This window comes from Haloferula sp. (genome assembly GCF_049672945.1).
Classification (GTDB): Bacteria; Verrucomicrobiota; Verrucomicrobiia; order Verrucomicrobiales; family Akkermansiaceae; genus Haloferula.
The window spans coordinates 15,236-32,561 of record NZ_JBATWY010000212.1; the positions used below are offsets into that span (position 1 = coordinate 15,236).

Consider the following 17,326-nt stretch of genomic DNA (forward strand, 5'->3'; position numbering starts at 1 on the left):
GCTGCTACCCCTGCAAACGTAGCTGCTGGAATCCCTGCGATCTGGGCTGATCAACGAATAAAGCTCAATCTGATGAAGGGGCCGACAGATTGAGATGGTAGCGTGCATGCTTTCGTTCACCAGTTCGCCTCAGCGCTCCGATCTCCACCAAAGCCGCCAGATCCCGAGTGGTCGTCGCTGTCCCGGCTTTCGTTATCGCACGGTAATTCGATGCGCTCAGCCCTCCCTGAAAGCCGTCGACTCCTTCCCGAAACATCCGCAGAAGAGCTTTCTCCTGACGGGCGTTGATCTGACGATCAAGGCGATCAAAAAATCGCGCCTTCCCGATCAGGAATTCCACACTGCGCAAACTCAAAACTTGAGCCTCCAAAAGGGCCTTGGAAAAATAAGCCACCCAATCATCGATCACCAACGTACGACTACCACGCGCCAAAGCATCATAGTAGGCAGTCCTCTTCGAATCGATCACCCGAGAAAGAGAGAGGATCACTGGCTTCCCGATCGACTGGGAAACCGCCAGTTCGGAAAGCGCCCGCCCGATACGTCCATTGCCATCTTCGAATGGATGGATCGACTCAAAGTAGAGATGGGCAACCGAGGCCCGCGCCAAACAGGGAAGCGACCGACCCACGCCATTCCACCAGTTCATGAAACCTTGCATTTCCCGTATCACATCGGCTGCAGGCGGTGCTTCGTAATGAACTCTCGGATCATGAATCGGACCGGACACAATCCGCATCGGATCGCCGCCCGAACGAAACGCCCCCACCTCAATGTCACCCCGCCCCTGCATCAGTAAACGATGCCATTTCAATATCCGCTCCAGCGTCAGCTCCTGATCGAAGCCACGATACCCATCAACGACCAGCTCGGAAACACCTCGCTCCGCTGGCGAGACCCGACGAGAATCCGCACTTAAGCCCAACTGCCTCTGGAGCGATGACTGAAGGCTCGCGCGATCCAGAATCTCGCCTTCGATTCGAGAAGTCAGCAGCGCTTCATCACTCAGAAGCTGCACTCGAATCTGATCCTGATCCTCATCTGAGAGATGACAGGACGCACCAAGGAGCTTCCCGCTCTGAAGCAAAAACTGCTTCTCCAGCGATTCCGTTGCCGCCAAATCGAACCGAAAATTGGGCCAATCCTGCCTCTGCCAATTCCATTCCATGATCAATAGTCCCTCGCTTTATCAATCAATAGAACAAACCATTTGATCGATAGCAATCCTTCTTATCAGTCAGGAACCCCAAAAATGCGAACTCTTCTTGAAATCGCCCCTGCTGAAGTCGACCAGACAAATCAAAGCTTCCAGTTCGTGGAAGGCCCAGCCCGTTGGCCCAAAGGCAGCTTCAGCCAGTACTCCACACTTGACCCCACTCAACTATTTGGCATTTTCGCCAAGTAATGCCCGCCGCCACCGAAGACCGCCGCATCGCCGTGATCAAGGCACTCGCCCATCCGACTCGCCTGAAAATCGCCGAGTCCCTCGCCAAGCATCCGCTCTGCGTCTCGGAAATCCACGACCTCATCGGCAGCGACCTTTCCACGGTATCCAAGCACCTCACCCTGATGCGCGAAGCCGGCTGGCTCGCATGCGAAAAGAAGGGCCTGCACATTCACTACCGCCTCGCCTGCGATTGCCTCGACGAATTCCTTCGCTGCGTCGACACCCTCGCCACTTCTAACAACTGCTGCCAATCATGACCATCGCCTCCTTCCTCAAACTCCTCCGCGAGCACCCCAAGCACACCCTCACCTTCGTCCTCGCCGACGGCACCCCCGTCCCACCGCACTATCACATCACGGAAGTCGGTCACGCCACCAAGACCTTCCTCGACTGTGGTGGGAAACAGCACCGCAGTGAGTCCTGCATCCTCCAGACCTGGATCGCCGACGACACCGATCATCGCCTTCGCGCCGAAAAACTCCTGACCATCTTCGAGCGCGCCGCCGAACTTCTCCCCAACCACGATCTCCCCGTCGAGCTCGAACACGAAGCCCCCGTCCTCACTCAACTGACCATCGAGCAGCACGAAATCAAGCAAGACACCCTCGTCTTCCACCTCGCCTACAAGCAGACCGACTGCCTCGCCAAAGACATCTGTCTCCCCGACTTCACCCTCCCCGCCATCCCCGGCCAAAACACCACCTGCAACCCCACCACCGGCTGCTGTTAGAAATATGGAGAAGGAGTTTGCAACTCCTTTCGCCTCACCAAGAGACCATCGAATCCACCCCAGCACACGTCTCCCCAACCACCAACTCCCACCACCAAACAACGGGCTTCCAAAGCCCGTCTCCATATTCCCAGCCCCGCACTCTCGTGCCTTTCACCGCTCCCATCTCCCATCTCCCATCTCCCATCTCCAAAACTGTGATCCTCATCCTCTGCACCGGCAACTCCTGCCGATCCCATCTCGCCGAAGCCATCCTCCAGCGCGCCCTTGGAGATCAGTACCAAGTCGCCTCCGCCGGCTCGAATCCCGCCGGCTACGTCCACCCCCTCGCCCTCCGTGCCTTGGAAGAAATCGGCATCGACGCCTCCGCCCATCACTCCAAGCACCTCAACGAATTCCTCGATAAGGACGTCGCCACCGTCATCACCGTCTGCGGCAACGCCGACCAGGCCTGCCCCGTTTTCCCCGGTCAGATGAACCGCCACCACTGGCCCTTCGACGACCCCGCCCACGCCACCGGAACCGAAGACGAACAATTCGCCGTCTTCCGCCGCGTCCGCGATGAGATCCAAGCCGTCTTCGGCGCCTACGCCGCAGGACTGTTAGATAAATAGGAGCCATCTCCCTTCTTGAAGAACCGGCGGAACCATCACTTTTTCTCATCATGCACTTCTTCGAGCGAACCCTTCCCTTCCCCCTGCTCATCACCCTCCTGAGTGCCACGCCAAAACTCACTGAAACCGGGGACCACCTCACCATTTCAGTGGGTGAAGTCAAAGTATTGAGATATCACAAGGCAGAACAGAAAGCGCCGGAGAACGCCGGGGAAATCTTCGACCGAAGCGCCTTCATCGGACCATTGCGGAACTCGCGCGGCCATATCGTCACCGACACTTATCCGCCCAATCACTGGCACCATCTGGGCCTCTGGCATCCCTGGACCCAAAGCGTGATCGAGGGACGCAACACGGATTTTTGGAACCTTGCCAAAGGCGAAGGCACCGTACGTTTTGTCAAAGTCAACGCCTTGCTACCCAAGCCCGACGGCGGTGGTACCGGCTTTGTCGTTCGACAGGATCATATCATCCTCAAGCCCGAGGAAAAGATCGCCATCGAGGAGTCACTGGAAGTCATCGTGCGTGACAGCACCGAGCCGTTCATTATCGACTATAAATGGACACAGACGCCCAAACTCGCCATCGAGCTCCCAGCCTACCGCTACGGTGGAGGCCTAGGCTACCGCGGGCTTCGCGGCTGGACCAAGGGCAAGGTCACCGTCCTGACCTCGGAGGGCAACACGCGAGAGGACGGGAATGCGACCCGCGCCCGCTGGGTGCGCTACACAGGCAAGGATGGATCCGGTGAAGACACCTCGGTTGTCCTGATGAACGCACCCACCAACCACGACTTCCCCCAGCGCATCCGCATTCATCCCGACGAGCCCTTCTTTAACTACGTCCCCCAGCAGGAACACGACTGGAAACTTGAAAAAGACAAACCCGTTTCCATGGCCTACCGCATTCTTGTCTTCGCCGGGAAACCCGGACCCGAGGAGATCGAAAAGCAGTGGAAGGCCTTCGCCAATTGATCCCGCCTGCCGAGACGCAGTGCCATCGGTGGCATGAAGTTAGAGACCGCTGAAAATCAGGCGTGACTACCAAAAATTCGCCGTCTTCGGAGGCTACGTCACAAGAATCCCCAACCAATCGCATCCATGAATCTAGATAAATCTCAGATGGGCTTCTTCGAACGCCACCTCACCCTCTGGGTGGCACTCTGTATCGTGGCCGGCGTCGCCCTCGGCAAGCTGGCACCGGAACTCGCGCAAACGCTCGATGACATGGCACTCCGAGTGAACGGCGCACCTGTCGTTTCCCTTCCGATCGCCATCTGCCTGTTCTTCATGATGTATCCGATCATGGTGAAAATCGATTTCAGTGAAGTCGTGCAGGCCAGTCGCAATCCGAAGCCGGTCATCCTGACCCTGGTGGTGAATTGGGCGATCAAACCCTTCACCATGTTCGGAATTGCCACCCTCTTCCTCGGCTACCTTTTCAGAGACTTCCTGCCGGGTACCGAGATCATCAAAGGAGGCGGCGAAGTGGAACTCTATCGTTCTTATATCTCAGGAGCTATTCTGTTAGGCATCGCACCCTGCACCGCGATGGTACTGGTCTGGGGCCATCTTGCCCGGGGAAATCAAGGACTCACCCTGGTGATGGTCGCCGTCAACTCGCTAACCATGCTGCTCCTCTACGGTCTGCTCGGAGGTTGGCTGCTTGGCATCAACCACATGCCCGTGCCATGGCAAGCTCTACTACTCTCCGTCTCGATCTATGTCGGCCTGCCACTCATCGCCGGCTACTACTCACGGCGCTGGATCATGAAGACAAAGGGCCCGGACTGGTTCCGAGAGAAATTTCTTCATCTCCTTACCCCGATCTCCATCACCGCACTATTGGCAACACTCGTGCTGCTCTTCAGCTTCAAGGGCGAGACCATCCTCGCCAACCCCCTGACCATCCTGTGGATCGCCATTCCCCTCGCCATTCAGACCATCCTGATCTTCGCCCTGACCTACGCCGCAGCCCGCTGGTTCGGTTTCTCCTATGAAAATGCCGCTCCCTCCGCCCTCATTGGAGCCTCAAATCACTTCGAAGTCGCCATTGCCACTGCCGTCATGCTCTTCGGCCTGTCATCCGGTGCCGCACTGGCCACGGTTGTCGGCGTCCTCATCGAGGTCCCACTGATGCTGATGCTGGTCCGCTTCTGCCAGCGCACCCGCGGGTGGTTCCGCTCCTAAGCCTGTCCCTCTCCGGCGTGGACCTTGGCTCGACTAGTCCACAATCTCGACCGTCTTCTTCATCACCACGGGACCTGCCATCTTCATCATGCCGATCGGAGTCTTCATCTCGATCTTCATGTTCCCATTCATCGTTCTCGAAAGATCCATCCGATGTTCGAGCGAGCGGATGATCTTGAAGGTCCCGCTCAACTCAATCTTACCGCCACCCGCTTCATCCGCGCCAGGAGGAGATCCATTCATCGTGATCTCTCCTGTTAGAAAAGCGCATTCGATTCCTTCGTGCTCAGCCACCTGGTCGAACTTCATTTTGACGCTTCCCTCCACATCGTCGGAAGCGTCCACCATGCTCATTTCCCTGGCATCCACCGTCCAGGTATCTCCCGGCTTGCGCGGTTCGGTTCCATAGACGTTCTCATCCTCGACTCCTGAGACCAATCGCTCGATATTTGCGAGTTCCACCTGCGCAAGCATATCGGCCTCCTCGCCATCCTCCCGCTGCGCCTTCCAAGTCCCTTCTGTCAGCGTAATCGCCAAGGGCACGTCAATCAGCGGCATCTCCTGGGGCGGTTGAGGCATCGCTTGACCGTTCATGCTCATCGTCTGCTCGGCCTTGGAACTGGTGATCGTTGCCTTGATTTTCGAAGCAGTTTCGTGCGCGACCGACACGACTTTCAGGCTTTCCTGATCCAGCGCCCCTTCCATGGGCCCCTCAGGCATCTCCATGGTGAATTTGCCTCCCTCCATGGTCATGCTTTCCGTCACGGTGAGCTTGAGCCCCGGCATGACCTCGGGTTTCTCGGACACCAGTTGATAGGATTTTTCGCCCGTGGTGGCAGGTTCGCCGTACGCAGAGGAAAGGACGACCAGAGAGAGCGAGAGGACTTTCAGCAGCTTCATGACTGGGTCCATTAACCCAGCGATCCTCTGCGGGCAAGGAACACCAGTTTTCTACCCCAACTGGATCTCCACTAGCGGAAAGCTGGGTGCCCTCCGCCAAGCTTGCCTGAAATTCTACGAGCCCTAGCATTCACGCATGCGCCGCTCCGTTCTTACAGGACTCATCTTGTCCCTACTTCCACTCCTGTCCCACGCATTGCCTGACCCCGAAAAAAAGAACGTTCTTCTCATCTGCATCGACGACCTTCGCCCCGAGCTCGGCTGCTATGGCAAGGCCCACATGAAGACACCCCATATCGACCGACTCGCTTCCCAAGGGCGCAAGTTCAGTCGGCACTACGTGCAGGCTCCCAGTTGCGGCCCGTCCCGCTACTCACTGCTCACCGGGCTTTACGGATCACCGGAAATTTCAAATAACGCGCTCTTTCAGCGGGCGAAAAACATGGATCAAGCGATCCCCAGCATGCCGGCTTGGTTCCGAGATCACGGATACACCACGGTCAGCATCGGTAAAGTTTCCCACCACCCCGGCGGCTGGGGCGGCGAGGATTGGGATGACAAGACCAGCTTGGAAATGCCTGACTCGTGGAGCCGTCAATTGATGCCGACCGGCCCGTGGAAGCACCCGCGCGGAGCGATGCACGGCCTCGCCAACGGAGAAATCCGGGGGAAGAAAAAGCACACCATGGCGCTCTATCAGAGTCATGATGGCCCGGACACCTCCTATCCTGACGGGTTGATAACCGACACGGGCATCGCCGAACTCAAGCGCCTGGCCGCGGATGAAAAACCCTACTTTTTGGCCATTGGAATCATCCGACCCCACCTCCCCTTCGGCGCTCCAGACCGCTACATGGAACCCTACGTCGAGGCCGATTTCCCGGCCGTCCCCCACCCCGGAAAACCAAAGGGAAGGACCACTTGGGCGGGAAGTGGAGAGTTCCGTCAATACGATACCTTCGGTCGCGACGCCTGGTCCGACCCCTTATTCGCTCTCGACGTGAGAAAGCATTACGCCGCCTGCGTCAGCTATGCCGATGCCATGGTCGGGCGGATTCTCGAACAACTCGAACAACTTGGACAGGCGGACAACACCATCGTCGTGCTCTGGGGTGATCACGGCTGGCATCTCGGCGAGCATGCCGTCTGGGGAAAGCACACCCTCTTCGAGGAATCCCTCCACTCGCCCCTGATCATTCGTGCACCAGGCATGAAAAAGGCCGGGCAGGCCAGCAACAACATCGTCGAAAGCGTCGACCTTTACCCGACGCTGTGCGAACTCACGAAGCTCCCCGTTCCCGAGAAGTTGTCGGGCGAATCACTCCTTGCCGATCTCGAAGGTGGTGGCTTGCGTGACGACAACGCGCTGTCTCACTGGCAGGGAACCAAGTCGTTGAGAGATGACCGCTATCGGTTGATCCTCCACAAGGATGGTTTCGCGGAGCTCTACGACCACCAGACACCGGAAGGCGAATCGCTTAATATCGCCGCCGACCATCCCGACGTCGTCGCCAGGCTCACCAAGATTCTCGAAGCGAGGTATCCTTAGTCTTCGAGTTCACGAATCCACACATTGCGGAAACGCACGGGATTTCCGTGATCCTGCAGAGAGAGCGGAAGCTTGTCGGCGTGGGCTTTATATTCCGTGGCGGCATGCGGACCATTCCAACCCGTCCCTCCACTGAGGACCGTGTGGTCCTGAACAAGAACTCCGTTGTGAAGCACGGTGAAAGTCGCACGCTTGATCACCTTGCCATCCTTGTCGAAGCGAGGCCGGTGAAAAATGATATCGTAGGACTGCCACTCGCCGGGCTTGCGGCTCGCATTCACCAGCGGCTTTTGGCGTCCATACAAAGCTGCCGCCTGGCCATCGGCATAAGTCTGGTTCTCGTAGCTGTCGAGCACCTGCACTTCATAGTTGCCCATCAGAAAGACGCCGCTATTCCCACGGCCCTGCCCTTCTCCCTTCACCTTGACGGGAGCCATCCACTCGATATGCAGCTGGCAGGAACCGAACTTTTCCCTGGTCCGGATATAGCCCGCCTTCTTGACCGACTCCAACGCCCCATCAACCACCTTCCAACGACTGGGCTCACCGTCGGTCCCAATCCAATGCTTCTCGAAGGAATCCTCGCTACCGTCAAAAAGGACCACCGCATCCGACGGCGGAGAACCGCATTTGTCGGCGGCACCCGGAGTCACCACCGGCGGCAGCGGCTGCTTCGTCACATCGGTCTCATGCACCTTGATCCCATCAATGAACATGTAGACCACGTCCTTGCCCTCTTTATCCTTCCGGATCTCGGTCGTGATCACCGGCTTGCTCATATCCTCCTGAGCAGAAGCCACGGGCGCCCCCAGCGATAGAAGAGCAATCCAAGCAAGGGGCAAAAATCGCGACGTGTTTCCAGATTCAAGTGATTTCATGGCCAAGAAGGTACGCGCTGGCAATCCCATGAGTCAACGGCCAGTTCGGCTATCTTACCACAGGCCATGATCAAGCCCCCCCAGGATCCCATGATGGGCCTTGCTGACTCCCCTACCCGACGATTAGATCTCTGACATGATGAACCCACTGCTCAAAACCCTCGTCACCAGTGCACTTTTCTCCACCACCATCCTGCAGGCCTCCGCCGAGGAGAGAGTGATGCTGAAGGAACCTGATCCCAAAATCGCCCTCAGGATCGAAACCAGCACCGTCGTCAAAGGCGGCGAGGCCGAATCCGCAGGACCCGGTGGCACCGTCAGGGAGAAGATCGACATCACCCGCGAAAGACTCATGCAACGCACCATGACACCGGATGCCATCGGCGGAGAAGTTTCCTACCGAATCCTCAAGGACAGCATCACGACAAGCCTCAACGGCAAGGTTGACACCAAGACCGGCCCCCTCGAGGGCAAGACCGCCACCGCAAGACTGAATGGCGCGGGAAATTGGACATTCTCTCTCAGTGGTATTGCTACGGGAGATGCCGTACAAGAGTTGAGCATGCTTGAAGGAATCGAAAACAGGAGATGGCTCCCCGGCCGGGAAGTTGCCGTCGGAGAAAGCTGGAACTTCTCACCGAACTTCATCCGCAGATCGCTTCAACGTGACTTCCCGCATCCTCAGGTGAGCGGCCTCATGAAACTCCGCAAGGTCGAAAAGAAGTCCGATGGCACACGGCAAGCCATCATTGACTGCTTCATCAGGGCAGGAAGCTCCAAGGTCCTCGATGATGGTGAAGTGATCGACGCGGAAACCGGGCTCGTCGGCTCCCTGACGGTCAATCTCGACAGACCGGGCCTGATGCGAATCTATCTGAGCGGCAAACTCAACACGGGAGCTTCCAAAGATGGTGAAACCGCCCGTGCGGTCATGCCTCTCAACATGTCCGCCAAATTCGACCCCATGCCAAGCGTCTCGAACTGAGGAACGACGGCCCACGCCTCACGGGCACCACCGACCCGGGCCACACGAATCAGAGGACTTCAGTCAAAATTCAAGCCTTCTGACTGCACAAGATGCCTCAGGGCTTCTTCCATCGTTCGTCTGACATGAGCGGTGGTCCGGTGCAGAAAGGCGTGAAGCAGGGCATCGTCCGCATTTCGATCCTCGCATTCCTCGCTGTATTTCTCAAAGGCCGTCAGCCCCTTCAACAACTCCGCCATGTGCTGCGGACACTCGCATTCCACGGTCGATGAGATCCGGGAAAGGCGCGATAGTTGATCCGCGCTGTAGAGTCTTTCGGGAACGGGACCGGGCTGACGGATCGCTTCATCCGTAGCCCCCTTCCTCACCGAGTTCAGGAGGATCAGACACTCGCGCCTCAATTGGATGTCCGAGACAGGTGCCTTCAATAAGCGGACTCCGTCGATTGTTTTCGCCAAAGCCGTTACCGTTTTCGAAGAGGCAAAGCGGAAGACGACCAGGGTCGCCCGGGCGCCGCAGCGTTGAACCACATTTCGGAGCTTCGAGATCGTTTCGAGAAAAAGCGATTCCGCCTCAACCACGAGGAGATCCACTTTCGGCAGATCCGTTTCCTTCGCGGCCACCTCAAGATCTTCCAATTTCCCGACCACATCGGCCTCGAACAGCTCCATGTCTTCAAGCAATTCTACCAAGGCGGTGCTGACGATCGCCACTCGACTCCGAACAGACTCTTCCTCCTCCTCGAGGCTCCCGTTGCCCGGTTCCTCCGCCTCAATTAAGTCCTTCGTCAGTTGCTGAAGCTGTTCATAGCTTAGATTCGCAATCCGGCTTATCGCATGACCATGCTCCGTTAGCCCCTTCATCAAAATCAGACGCTCCACATCCTCACTCCGGTAGAGCCGTCGATTGGTCTCACTGCGCATTGGCACGACGGCTTGGTAACGTTTTTCCCACATCCGGATATTCGGAGCATTCAGCCCAGTGCGCTCCGTCACCGCACCCATCCCGTAGTAGTTTTCCTCGATCTCTTCCTTGCTCACGGCGAATAGCTAAACCATTTCGACGCTTATGCTAAACAAAAAATGAACAGAACGTCAAAAATCGTACTTTGTGCACTTTCTGTTAAGTTTTCTCTTCCAAGATCAGAGAATTCGAGCCATCACTGTTTACGTGCAGCGCTTGGGTCGCTGCGAAAACTAAACAACTACCCCTCCAAACTGTCATGTCTGCTAGCAACACCACCGATCGCACACTCGCCCTCTACATGAGGGAAATCGCCAAAACGGAGCTCCTTACCCGTGAGCAGGAGGTGGAACTCGCCGAGAGGATCCAGTTGGGTGATCAGGAAGCGCGGACTCACATGATCAACGCCAACCTCCGCCTCGTGGTGAAGATCGCGAAGGATTATGCCGGCTATGGTCTTCCGCTCTCCGACCTGATCTCCGAAGGGAACATCGGACTGATGACCGCAGTCGACCGCTACGACCCGGAGAAAGGTGCCAAGCTCAGCAGCTACGCCTCATGGTGGATCAAGCAGTCCGTCAAGCGAGCCCTCGCCAACCAAGGCAAGACCATCCGCCTCCCAGTCCACGCCGTTGAAAAAATTGCCCGCGTCCGCCGCATCACCTCATTGATGACCGAAGCTCTCGGACGTGAGCCAAGCAACGAAGAGCTCTCCGAAGAAACCGGCATCCCGCTCAAAAAGCTCTCCATGATTCGCCAAGCTGCCCAGCGACCTACCTCCCTCGACGCCCCCCTCAACGAGGGCGAACAAACGAATTTTGGTGATGTGATCGGTGACGAAACGGCGCTTGATCCGCTCGAAGCACTGACCAGCACCAACCTCCACGACCAGCTCGATGACCTTCTCGGCCTACTCGACGAGCGTGAGACCCACATCATCAACTCGCGCTTCGGGCTCAATGGCAAGAAGCCGATGAATCTTGAAGAAGTCGGTCGCGAGTTCGGGGTCACCCGCGAACGGATCCGCCAGCTGCAGAACAAGGCCCTCGAAAAGATGCGCTACGCCCTGCACCGCAAAGACAATCCACTGCCGACCGCGAACCGCGCCTAGGCTTACCCATTGACGACTTCGATCACGGGAGGGGAAAACCTACCCGTGGTCGTTTTTTTTGGACGCCCTCCGAGCGTCCATCCATTTCCCTGGCCGGGCCTGCAGTTTTACTCAGCCCTCAGCTATTGGCCCCATTCCCTTTTCGCCCTTCGCCGAAGTACTTCTCACTGCGGTATCGGAGCCATACCCTCAAAACCGGAGGCACCTGCTCGCGCTCATTCGCGTCGAGCGTCTCATACAGTTCCATCGCCCGTTGGCGCTCTCGGCGGCAGGCCTGATTTTCGTGAGCGTCCCATTTTGTCCGGGCCAGTCGAATCAGGCGGTTCACTTCCTTGATCCTGCCCTTGCCTACCAGCAGGCGCTTCTTATGTTTTTTCGTCGCCACGTGTCGGAGTGAGCATAAGCCCTTTTCTTCAAATGAAAACCGCCGGACGACTCCCCCCTGAGTTTTCACCCTATCTCGGGGTGGCAAGGTAGATGCAGTGCCTCGTCCGCTTTGACTTCTCGTGCGGTTTCGCCGGGAAGGACTGCACGGAAAAACCCGCCCTCTTCAAACCCTTCTCAAAGCTCGGGGTCGGCATCGCCAACCAGTAGGCAACACATCCACCGGGCTTTAGCGCCTGCTTGGTCTTCTCCAGAAATCGCGGTGTGTAGAGACGACCATTGATCTCCGTAATCAGCATTTCCGGCGTGTCGTCGATATCAATCAGGATCGCATCGTAGCGTCCGGCCTCACCCTTGGTGATCAAGTCGTAAAGATCACCGAGGTAGAGCTTGGTTCGATCGTCTTCCATCAAGGGTCCGTTGTGCTCGACGAGGAAACTCCTGTTCCATTCGATGATCTCGGGAACCAGCTCCGCCACCTCAACCGTCGCCGGTCGACCAACGAGCTCGAGAACCTTTTTCAAGGTAAAGCCCATACCCAAGCCACCGATCAGGATTTGAGGATGCTTGGGCCTCGACGCATGACCGTCTGTCAGATTCGCACAGCCTTTCTCGGCCAATAGCTGCTCCGAAAAGGTCAGCGCCGTACTCATCAGGTCGAGTCCGTTGTATTTCAGGTAGAACTTCCCATCGTGCTTGTGCAGGGAATAGAGAGTCCCATCGGGCAAGCGGGCCTCGGCCAGATTCACAAACGGCTTCACGCCGTCGACCATCACCTGATCAGCGCCATGAACAAGTCCCAAGCTGGCAAATCCCTACTCGAAGCACCAGAGGTAGCCGTGAGTGCGCACCAGCAGCTTCGAACCGACGGCCACTGGTGAAGCCACGAGCGTGTCGTTGAGTTCGTTTTCCACCACGTCCTTCAATCCGTCAGCTGTGATCGTTCCACTAAACAAGGTCCCGTCCGAGCGTCCTGCGAACAGCTTGTCACCGGCGATCAAGGGTGACGAATAGTAGATCGCGGCCGAGCGAGGCAGCTTGCTTTGCCATTCGATGCCACCCGTTTTTGCGTCGAGGCAAGTGAGGGTTCCCCGGTCTTTTCCCTTATCATTCAAAATGTAGAACTTGCCGTTCATCGCCACCGGCGTGCAGGAATCGCTACCGACACCTTTCACGGTCCAGAGTCGATTCGTTTTCGTGGTGTCGCCTTTTCCACCCAGCTTCACCCCGGCGACATGCTCGCCGCGACCGAAGGGCACGAGGGCGATTCCATCCGTCTCGACCGCCGAGGCAATCACCCGCCAGTTCGACTGCTGCTTCGGATTAAAGTCTCCATGCACCCAGAGTTCCTCACCCGTCCTGGCATCGTGGCCACTGAGGTGATCACAACCCCAGGTCACGATCGTCTCGACCCCGTCAACTTCGACAACAAACGGCGTCGTATACGCATCCTGCGCCTCCCGCGGCGCCTTGTATTCGCGTGAAGTCTTCCACACTTCCTTGCCGGTCTTCTTGTCAAAGGAGAGAAGGTAAGAGGGATTCTCATTGTGAATCAGGGCAACCACGACATTGCCACCGGCAAAGATCGGTGAGGTTCCGAGATCCCATTTCAAGCCATCTGCTGAATACTCGGTGTGGAGGTTCTTCTTCCAAACCTCCTTGCCCTCAAGTGTTAGCGCAGCCAGTGTACCAGACTTATAGTAGACATAGACCTGCTCTCCATCGGTCAGGGCGGAAGGATTGCAACCGCTCCCCGCAGCCTTGTGGCGGGTTCCCGCCACTTCTCCAAAGTGCTGCCGCCAGCGCTCCTTCCCTTTCCAATCGAAAGCGATCACTCCATCCTTCCCCTCGAGGTCACAGGTCACCATGATCTGATCTCCCCACACGACGGGTGTTGAGCAGCCTTGCCCGGGGAGAGGCGCTTTCCAAAGCAGGTTCGAGCCTTCCTCCAGCTTGGCGGGCACGTCCGCCTCGAGCGCAGCGCCGCGAGCGCCCTCGCCCCTCCAACTCGGCCAGTTCTCCGCCTGCACCTGCCCCAACAGTAGAATTCCCAAGCATATCACGCCTTTCATCGTGAGCTATACCACGCTCGACATCACAGTCTGTCGAGAAGATCCGCCCGTTCTTGCTACGGTCGGCAACCCGGGCAAGCATCCTGAAAATGCGGATCATTGAAACACTTGAAGATGTTCACGAGGGCACCAAGTGGCTTGCCAGAAAGCAGCCACGTTTCGCCCATGCCCTTAAAAAGGCAGGGGCGCTGCCGCTCCGCCGCAGAAAGGACGGCTTCGAGGCCTTGCTCGACGCCATCGTTTCCCAACAGGTCTCCGTCGCTGCCGGCGACGCCATTTGGAAGCGGCTGGAAGCCTCAAAACTCACAGGCCCCAGGAAGATCTCGGCCGCCAGCGATCAAGACCTTCGCACCTGCGGCCTCTCGCGTCAGAAAATCCGCTACGCCAAGGCACTCGCTGATGCCCGGATCGACTACCCGGCGCTCCGGAAACTCTCGACCGAAGAGGTCACTTCCATTCTGACGGAAGTCCCGGGAGTTGGTCGATGGACCGCTGAGATTTACTCGATGTTCTCACTCGGTCACGCCGATGCCTTCGCCGCCGGCGATCTTGCCCTTCAGGAAGCCACCCGGATTCTCTTTGAGCTTCAGGATCGACCCAGCGAAGCCGCCTTGCGTGCGATGGCGCGGGACTGGAGCCCATGGAGAGCGGTGGCGGCCCGACTCTTGTGGCACTATTACCACGTGGTCAAGGATCGCTCGGGAATTCGTTAGTTCGCCTGAGTCACCCTTTTCTCGACCCGCAATCTCAAAAAGTCCTCAAGCTGACTGCTGATCGGAGTGTCGGATCGAGCGCCTCCCATTCCCGCGGGAGCCATGATCGGGACCGTTTCGTCTTCGTCCCAAGCATTGATCAATCCCAGGTCTTCCGAACCTTCCGCGACAATATCGACGAACGGAATGGCGGCTTGGTTCACATTCCATGTGATGCTCAGATAGTCCTCCAAGCCTACTTCGATGATTGCTGTCGAAAAGGCATCGGAGATTGCGTTGCTGACACCCGGATCAAGGCCGAACGCAAATTCCTCGATCGCCGTGAACGGATCCTTGTCCTCATTCGACTCCGGAGTCAGCGAGGTTTCCGAAGACGGATCCGTATTCGCCAACTCGAAGGAGTCCGAAAGCCCGTCGTCGTCGGAATCGACTGCCATGGTCGCGCCTTCAAAGGCACCGAGATCGATCACCAGATTGTCCACACGAGGATTTCCGGCCACATCAAGGGTTTGCGGATTTGCGGTGGTGTCGCCGATATCGAGCGCGAAGGAGCCGCTGGTGAGGCGCAGGTCTCCACCGTTGCTCGGAGCTGTCGAAGGATCAACCGGCACAAAAAGAAGCGGATCGTTGGCCGGATTGGTGCCGTCGAAATTCGTACCTTCCGCAGGAAAATTCTCGATGAGGCTGAACTGGTAGGTCGCGTCGAAACTTCCTCCCGTATTGATCGAGGCACCTTCGGTCGTCGTCGTTCCATTGGCCTCATTGTTCCAGACGATGCAGTTGGTGAAGACCGGCCTCGCCCCGAAATTGTTCACTGCCCCTCCATTGCTACCGGCCGAATTCCCGGAGAATGTCGTGTTGAGGAACCTCGGGGCGGAACCGCTTCGGTTGTGAAAGCCACCACCGAAGTTAGGTGTCTTGTTGCCGGAGACCACGCAGTTGATGAATCGCGGATCGGAATTCTCAATCACCATCCCCGCACCTCCGGTTAGAGCAAAATTTCCACGCAGGATGCAGTTGAGAATCGTCGGACTGCCATCGTTGATGTGGATCGCTCCACCCGCGTTCACCGGATCGTCGAACTCCCCCTCATTGGCATTCGCCAAGCCGGCAGTGATCGTAAACCCATCGAGAACGGCGGCAGGACCGGTGTTGGAACCGTTCACGACGGTGTAGCTGTTGTTGCCTGCAGGGGCACCAGCATCGTTCTGGTCAATATCGCCACTCAAAATGGTTTCATTCGCTGCGAGATTCCGTGGACCACCACCATTCGGGTAGCCACCCTGAATGATGACCCCTCTGATCAATCGAAAAGAGGCATTGCGGTCACCATCTGATGCTCCACCACCCTCATCAGGAAAATAGCTTCCCTTGGCGACGAGAATCGTCTGCCCGCTCACTGCTCCATTCAAGGCATCATTGAGCGTCGCGAAAGCCTGCGACCAGTCGCTCCCGTTCCCCGGATTCAGCACCTGATGATCGACGTGCAGAGTATCAAAAAAGATCGGGGCAAAAGCGCCTTCGTAGGCCCCTAGATCGATTTGTCCATCGGCGATCCGAGGGTTTCCAAAAAGGTCCTTGGCCTCCATATTGGCAGCATCACTTCCCACATTCAGCGCAGGGGAACCAACTTCGAGTCGGAAATCACCCTCTTGTGTCGGCGCGGCACTCGGATCTCCCGGGAACAGGAACTCAGGGCCATTGGCAGAATTGGTGCCATCCAGATTGGTGCCGCCTGGGTTGATATTCTCAATGAGTGAGAACGCAGAACTGGTGGTTGAGCTGCCCGAATCATTGATGGATGCCTGTGGCGAAGTGCCATCCCCACTCTCGATGTTGTTCCACACGATGCAGTTCGTCAGCGATGGATTGCAGAAACTGAAATTCGTAATTCCCCCGCCGCCACCACTGCTTCCTGCCGAGTTCGCGGTGATGGTGCAGTTGACGAGAACAGGTGACGAAGAATCCCGGTTGTTGATTCCACCACCGAAGAATCCGGCCTCGTTGCCAGCGATCAGACAATTGATCAATACGGGTGACGATGAGTTCTTGCCAAAAAGCCCCCCTCCAAAGCCCGCCGAGTTGTTGACGAAGGTGCAGTTCTTGAAGGTCGGACTTCCACTCAGGTTGTAAACACCTCCACCTGCACGGGTCGGTCCATCGAAGGCATCACCAGAAGGCCCGTCGGCCAAGCCCCTCGCAATCGTGAAGCCATCGAGAACCGCCGTCGTGCCCGTGCCTGATCCGGTTACCACCGAATAGCTGTTTGAACCGACCGGAGCATCGACATCATCCTGGTCGATATCTCCAGACAGGATTGTCCGGTGTGTCGCCAGGTTCCTTGTTCCTCCGCCATCGGGGAAGCCGCCGAATATCTGGACATCATCGATCAGCTGAAAGCTCGCATTGCGATCATTGTCGACCGCCGTCCCACCCTCATCCGGATAGTAGATTCCCTCGGCAACGAGAATCATGTCGCCAGCCGACGCAGCTGCCAGCGCATCCTGAAGCTTGGCAAAGGCAGTGCCCCACGAGGTCCCATCACCGGGGGGCGGGCTGTCGTCGTTGACATGCCAAGTGGCTGCCTGAAGTCGTGATGAAAGAAAAATCACGAAGAGAAAAGCAACAGTCAGGGTTCGAGGGGTTTTCATGAGAAAGTGAAATCTGGGTTAAACAAGTATCGGGCCAAATAATGACGCCAGCATGCTCACAAAGAGATCCGAGGTTTGGCCATCCTTTTCGGTGCCTTCCCCAGCCAAAATCTCCCGTCCTCGTCAGATGCATTGTCCCG

Annotated in this window: 17 protein-coding genes; 9 read left to right on the forward strand and 8 right to left on the reverse strand. The window is 57.2% G+C overall.

What is annotated here, in order from left to right; genetic code table 11:
• Positions 1-64: 64 nt before the first annotated feature.
• Positions 65-1,168, reverse strand: a complete 1,104-nt coding sequence (locus WBG04_RS18470; RefSeq protein ID WP_424316191.1) for a Fic family protein — start codon at positions 1,166-1,168, stop codon at positions 65-67.
• 236 nt (positions 1,169-1,404) lie between these two features.
• Between WBG04_RS18470 and WBG04_RS18475 the strand changes: the two genes are divergently transcribed.
• The 5 genes from WBG04_RS18475 (at position 1,405) to arsB (ending at position 4,980) form a co-directional block, all read left to right on the forward strand.
• Positions 1,405-1,704, forward strand: coding sequence for an ArsR/SmtB family transcription factor (locus WBG04_RS18475; protein WP_424316192.1), 300 nt, complete (start codon positions 1,405-1,407; stop codon positions 1,702-1,704).
• Positions 1,701-2,177 carry a DUF6428 family protein gene (locus WBG04_RS18480; RefSeq protein ID WP_424316193.1) on the forward strand — a complete coding sequence of 159 codons (477 nt, stop codon included), beginning with the start codon at positions 1,701-1,703 and terminating at the stop codon, positions 2,175-2,177. The genes WBG04_RS18475 and WBG04_RS18480 overlap by 4 nt, the downstream gene beginning before the upstream one ends.
• A 197-nt stretch (positions 2,178-2,374) precedes the next feature.
• A complete protein-coding gene (locus WBG04_RS18485; RefSeq protein ID WP_424316194.1) occupies positions 2,375-2,791 on the forward strand; it encodes an arsenate reductase ArsC in 417 nt (138 codons plus the stop codon).
• Between the two features lie 50 nt (positions 2,792-2,841).
• The gene (locus WBG04_RS18490) at positions 2,842-3,765 is read left to right on the forward strand and encodes a DUF6807 family protein (protein WP_424316195.1); all 924 of its coding nucleotides are present in this window, start codon (positions 2,842-2,844) and stop codon (positions 3,763-3,765) included.
• 126 nt (positions 3,766-3,891) lie between these two features.
• Positions 3,892-4,980, forward strand: a complete 1,089-nt coding sequence (gene arsB / locus WBG04_RS18495; protein ID WP_424316196.1) for an ACR3 family arsenite efflux transporter — start codon at positions 3,892-3,894, stop codon at positions 4,978-4,980.
• A gap of 33 nt (positions 4,981-5,013) precedes the next feature.
• Here the strand turns inward: arsB and WBG04_RS18500 are convergent, their stop codons facing one another.
• On the reverse strand, positions 5,014-5,880 hold the full coding sequence (locus WBG04_RS18500; RefSeq protein ID WP_424316197.1) for a hypothetical protein: 867 nt from the start codon (positions 5,878-5,880) through the stop codon (positions 5,014-5,016).
• A gap of 196 nt (positions 5,881-6,076) precedes the next feature.
• On the opposite strand from WBG04_RS18500, the gene WBG04_RS18505 reads away from it, so the two are divergent.
• Positions 6,077-7,429 (forward strand): sulfatase, encoded by a 1,353-nt coding sequence (locus WBG04_RS18505; RefSeq protein ID WP_424316198.1) that lies wholly within the window; start codon positions 6,077-6,079, stop codon positions 7,427-7,429.
• Here WBG04_RS18505 and WBG04_RS18510 read toward each other — a convergent pair.
• Positions 7,426-8,229: a 3-keto-disaccharide hydrolase gene (locus WBG04_RS18510; protein ID WP_424316199.1), complete on the reverse strand. Its 804-nt coding sequence runs from the start codon at positions 8,227-8,229 to the stop codon at positions 7,426-7,428. The genes WBG04_RS18505 and WBG04_RS18510 overlap by 4 nt on opposite strands.
• A 214-nt stretch (positions 8,230-8,443) precedes the next feature.
• Here WBG04_RS18510 and WBG04_RS18515 point away from each other — a divergent pair, with 214 nt between their 5' ends.
• Positions 8,444-9,292 (forward strand): hypothetical protein, encoded by an 849-nt coding sequence (locus WBG04_RS18515; RefSeq protein WP_424316200.1) that lies wholly within the window; start codon positions 8,444-8,446, stop codon positions 9,290-9,292.
• A 59-nt stretch (positions 9,293-9,351) separates the two neighbouring features.
• On the opposite strand, the gene WBG04_RS18520 is transcribed toward WBG04_RS18515, so the two are convergent.
• A complete protein-coding gene (locus tag WBG04_RS18520; RefSeq protein ID WP_424316201.1) occupies positions 9,352-10,332 on the reverse strand; it encodes a MerR family transcriptional regulator in 981 nt (326 codons plus the stop codon).
• Between the two features lie 182 nt (positions 10,333-10,514).
• Here WBG04_RS18520 and WBG04_RS18525 point away from each other — a divergent pair, with 182 nt between their 5' ends.
• Positions 10,515-11,366: a sigma-70 family RNA polymerase sigma factor gene (locus WBG04_RS18525; protein WP_424316202.1), complete on the forward strand. Its 852-nt coding sequence runs from the start codon at positions 10,515-10,517 to the stop codon at positions 11,364-11,366.
• Between the two features lie 118 nt (positions 11,367-11,484).
• On the opposite strand, the gene WBG04_RS18530 is transcribed toward WBG04_RS18525, so the two are convergent.
• The 3 genes from WBG04_RS18530 to WBG04_RS18540 form a co-directional block, all read right to left on the reverse strand.
• Positions 11,485-11,751: a Precorrin-3B methylase gene (locus tag WBG04_RS18530; protein WP_424316203.1), complete on the reverse strand. Its 267-nt coding sequence runs from the start codon at positions 11,749-11,751 to the stop codon at positions 11,485-11,487.
• A gap of 70 nt (positions 11,752-11,821) precedes the next feature.
• Complete coding sequence (locus WBG04_RS18535) at positions 11,822-12,553, reverse strand: spermine synthase (protein WP_424316204.1); 732 nt, start codon at positions 12,551-12,553, stop codon at positions 11,822-11,824.
• 12 nt (positions 12,554-12,565) lie between these two features.
• A complete protein-coding gene (locus tag WBG04_RS18540; protein ID WP_424316205.1) occupies positions 12,566-13,822 on the reverse strand; it encodes a PQQ-binding-like beta-propeller repeat protein in 1,257 nt (418 codons plus the stop codon).
• A gap of 89 nt (positions 13,823-13,911) precedes the next feature.
• Between WBG04_RS18540 and WBG04_RS18545 the strand changes: the two genes are divergently transcribed.
• Positions 13,912-14,535 (forward strand): DNA-3-methyladenine glycosylase family protein, encoded by a 624-nt coding sequence (locus WBG04_RS18545; RefSeq protein ID WP_424316206.1) that lies wholly within the window; start codon positions 13,912-13,914, stop codon positions 14,533-14,535.
• Here WBG04_RS18545 and WBG04_RS18550 read toward each other — a convergent pair.
• The gene (locus tag WBG04_RS18550) at positions 14,532-17,186 is read right to left on the reverse strand and encodes a choice-of-anchor Q domain-containing protein (RefSeq protein WP_424316207.1); all 2,655 of its coding nucleotides are present in this window, start codon (positions 17,184-17,186) and stop codon (positions 14,532-14,534) included. The two genes, WBG04_RS18545 and WBG04_RS18550, sit on opposite strands and share 4 nt — an antisense overlap.
• Between the last annotated feature and the right edge of the window lie 140 nt (positions 17,187-17,326).